4 protein-coding genes are annotated in these 3,823 nt (G+C 39.1%); 2 read left to right on the forward strand and 2 right to left on the reverse strand.

Translation table 11 applies throughout. From position 1 onward, the window contains the following. On the forward strand, positions 1-665 hold a 665-nt coding region (locus F6K49_RS36850), incomplete at its 5' end, for a hypothetical protein (protein WP_293104879.1). 421 nt (positions 666-1,086) lie between these two features. After that, positions 1,087-1,245, forward strand: coding sequence for a hypothetical protein (locus tag F6K49_RS36855; RefSeq protein WP_293070158.1), 159 nt, complete (start codon positions 1,087-1,089; stop codon positions 1,243-1,245). Between the two features lie 439 nt (positions 1,246-1,684). Here F6K49_RS36855 and F6K49_RS36860 read toward each other — a convergent pair whose 3' ends face one another. Together F6K49_RS36860 and F6K49_RS36865 are read right to left on the reverse strand one after the other, a co-directional pair. Further along, positions 1,685-2,452: a peptidylprolyl isomerase gene (locus tag F6K49_RS36860; RefSeq protein WP_293070160.1), complete on the reverse strand. Its 768-nt coding sequence runs from the start codon at positions 2,450-2,452 to the stop codon at positions 1,685-1,687. A gap of 88 nt (positions 2,453-2,540) precedes the next feature. Then, the coding region (locus tag F6K49_RS36865) for an HlyD family efflux transporter periplasmic adaptor subunit (RefSeq protein ID WP_293104883.1) at positions 2,541-3,823 on the reverse strand (1,283 nt) is incomplete at its 5' end.

A 3,823-nucleotide genomic window follows, 5' to 3' on the forward strand; every position in this document is an offset into this window, starting at 1 on the left:
ACTCTGGGGATGCTTTTTTCTATCCTGTCATCAACAACCAAGCAACCCTGGTGTTTTCCACCAGTTTTGATGATAAGATTTACTATGAAACTCCCACAGGTGCCAACAATATTTGGGCAACTGCTAACCAAATTGATCAGCCAGGCCCCGGTATCGATTTAGGGGTTACCGATGTGGACGCCTTGGAATTATGGGGAGGGAGAGATGCTAATCGCTTCTCGATTTATGGAGACCCCAAAGTCGCCGTTTATAACTATAATTCCGATGGCACCACAAGCGCCTTATATACTCAACAGGAAATTGCCAACGCTATTGGTGTAGATGACGAGTTTGCTGACTTAGTTAATCTGGATGCGATGATGACATCTGGGAATAACTGGATTATGTTCAGCATCGATCCCATTGAAGAAGCGGGTCTCGATGGTGGTGAAATCTGGGTTTGGGAACGGGGTTCCGGCTCAGCTGATTTCCTGAAACATGGTGGTCACCTTTGGGATACGGACTTCAAGGTGATGGAAACCTTTGGCACTGCCTCAGAAAATGTCAATGCCTTGGAGGCAATTGGAAGCTACTCTGGAATTCTGGATGCTGGGTTTGAGGTAGTCCCCGTGAAGTCTCTCCCACTGGATACAGTAGGAGGTAATCCAATTCCTTTGTCAATTTAATCACAATAGGGAAAATGTTGACTGTATCAACCTAGGACGAAAGTGCCTTAGCTAATTGAAACGTGCTAGAAACTAATCTTAGTCTTTTAGTCCAAGAGTAATCTTGGGCTTTTTTTTATGGTTTTTATCAGCTCCACTAGTTTTGTGGACATAACTGTTTTAGTTTATTCACTAAATTAGAGAGAGGTTAACTATCAGAATAGTGGGAAAAGTTATTTATAGGTTACTTGTGAGCTATGAATAGGTTTAGCGGAAGGTAATGACATCTAATTTAATGACAAAAGTGTTTTTGCTTTAGCATGAATAATATCTAAAAATAATAGACACACGAAATTATTTTGAATAGGATTAAGACAGGAATAAAAAATTACTAATTGATTCCTGGTAAATAACACACATTCATTATTGGAGAAAAACTCAAATGGCTAACATTCAAATTTCTGATTTACGTCCTGCTGGTGCTGACCTTTTCTTGGATTATGAAAGCTATATGCATGATGTAACAGAGCAAGAAATGATGAATACATTAGGAGGATTCAAATTGAGAATATTGTGGAGTGGTTTTTGTCTGGAATGGTAGTAACAAAGGTATATAGCAATTGGATTTAACAGCTATAGATACTAACGAAGTCCGCTTTATCGGATAGATTTGTAGCAGATTTCAGCAAGACTAAAATACACTTTACCCCACCCGTAATAAGGCGGATGGGGTATACCTCTAAAAGCAAAAATGTTTAATGATAGTTAAAACCCTAGACAAATAGCCTAATTTTTTATAAAATAGAGGCTAAATAAAAATATTAAAATTTTGCTTAAACTATACCAAGTTTTCCATAAATCCTCAAAAGATACCTAGGAAAAGCATTTACCGATGATTATCCAGTCCTTAAGACATTTAGGCAAGATTTTTTAAACAGAACGGTCTTGTTTACAATCGAGACCGTTCTATGTCTACCACAAGTTGCTCTACAGAAGCGTTGAAGGTTTAAACTATTAAACGCTTCTGCTATACTTCTTATTTAAGAAGCATTTTGGGGAGTGAGTTGAACGATTTCAATATTTGTAACAGATTTGAATTGATAAAGGGATCTATTTATCCAGTCATTAAATAGATCAGTAGCAATTTTATTGCGGAGCCAATTATCTAATTGCCTTTCAATAATCTCCTCCACAAAAATTAAATGTACTCCTTTAGAACTCACAATCGGTTTAATCACCTGGGGAGGTTTAGCAGCAAAAACAGCAGCAGAAATCTCCGGCTTCAAATCCTGACGATATAATATCCCTCGGTATCCACCTTTACGACGTAAGTCTTTATCTTCGATGTATTGATGAGCAACATCATAAAAACTCATTTCTCCTTCGCCAATAGCATAAAATAATTCTAAAGCTAAATCTTTATTATCAAAAATCACTTCATGCATCACCACACCATCATAATCCAATTTCTGTTCATAAAAATAGGGTTCAATTTTATCTGCAAACAAATGAACAGCTAATTTTGTGGAAAGGGCATGATTATAAACCAATTGTTCAAAATCATCTAGAGACAAATTATTTTGTTTCATCCAGGCATGGGTATCCTCTGCACTATGAAGTTGATGCATTATTCGGTATTTGTCTGCCATTTCCTGAAGTTCTTCAGTTTCTATCTTGATTCCAGCCTCTTCTACTGCATTTGCTATTACTTGACGGGTAATAATTGCTTCTACAATATCAGAAGTTTTTAAAGATAGCTTGACTTGATCTAGAATATCTTCAGCATTAATAGTGATAGATTTTGACATGATTTTTGTCCTCTTTGATTTGACTAATAAAAACCGACAACTCAAAAATAGTTAACCTCAGCATTGATCTCTAGCAATGATAACTAAACTACAATTCCAAACCCCCCTGCTGCAACTTCTTAAAGGGATCCAGGATTAAATCCATAATCCGACGCTGGCGGACAATTACTTCTGCGGTTGCGGTGTCCCCTGGGCGGAGAGCAATACATTCCTGTGGTGTGGGCATACAGGTTTTATTTAGTTTAATTTCTAGGTCATAAGTAGGCACTTTACCCTGCTCCGTCTCTGTAAGCTTGGAGGTTGGAGAAATTTTGATTACCTTTCCTTCTACTACCCCATAGTCTTGAAAAGGATAAGCATCAAACTTCATTTTTACTGCCATTCCTTCCCGTAAGGAGCCACTTTCTGAAATAGCGATCTGCGCCCGCAGGGAAAGGAAGGACTCTTTTGGGGCAATCTCGACTATAGTATCTCCAGGTTGCACCACAGCCCCGGCACTTTTGATAGGGGACTGAAACACGATTCCCTCGATCGGGGCCGCTAACATCCTTTGATTTAACTGAATTTCCAAGGATTTAATCTGACTTTTATTCTGAGATAGTTCGGCTTGGAGGGTAGTAATTTGGGTTTCTATATTCTTCAGTTGTTCCTCACTTTTGAGTAACGCCAGCTTACCCGAATGAACCAAAGTTTTATAACTCCGTTCTTGCTCTTGCAAGCGCAGGCGAGCTTGTTTAATATCAGCCGATGCTTGATGAATGGTCTTTTCATAACTACCTTGTTGCTCTTTCAGGCGAGACTGAGCTTGTTTTATGTCTAATTCAGTTCTGATGATAGTTTTCTGGGCTTCTTTGGCTGACTGTTGCACATCTAAAAAGCGTTCTTTTGACAAAACCCCTTCTTCATAAGCGTTTTTGTAACGGGGAATTTTTTCCTCAGCACTTTCTAAACGAATGGTTTCTAATTCATAGGCAACCTTGCTAGAGTCTATCGCCCCTCGGGCTTGCTCTATTTGTGCTAATAGTTCTTCTTTTTGTAAACTGTAGCCGAACTTGAACGCTTCCAGATTCTGCCGTGCTTGCTCGACTTGCGCCTGTTTTTCTAACTCTTGAGCTTGGTTTTGTTGCTCCTGGGTACGCAGAGCTAGTATCAATTGGTTTTTCAGCACCTCTAATTGATTCAGGCGATTCTGTTGCCCTTCTAATTTTTTTTGTTCCTGCTGAAGTTCAGTGCTAACTAACTCGGATTCCAGTTCTAGTAAGGTTTGACCAGCCGTTACCAATTCCCCTTCTTTGACCTTAATTGCTGCTACCGTTCCTGCCACTGGAGCATCAAGTTTGATAGTTTCCCCCGTAGGTTCCAATCTTCCTC

Source organism: Moorena sp. SIO3I6 (genome assembly GCF_010672095.1).

Bases quoted from the DNA above. Each gene is read 5' to 3' on its own strand.
- F6K49_RS36855 (WP_293070158.1), top strand. From the start codon at position 1,087: ATGGCTAACATTCAAATTTCTGATTTACGTCCTGCTGGTGCTGACCTT.
- F6K49_RS36860 (WP_293070160.1), bottom strand. From the start codon at position 2,452: ATGTCAAAATCTATCACTATTAATGCTGAAGATATTCTAGATCAAGTC.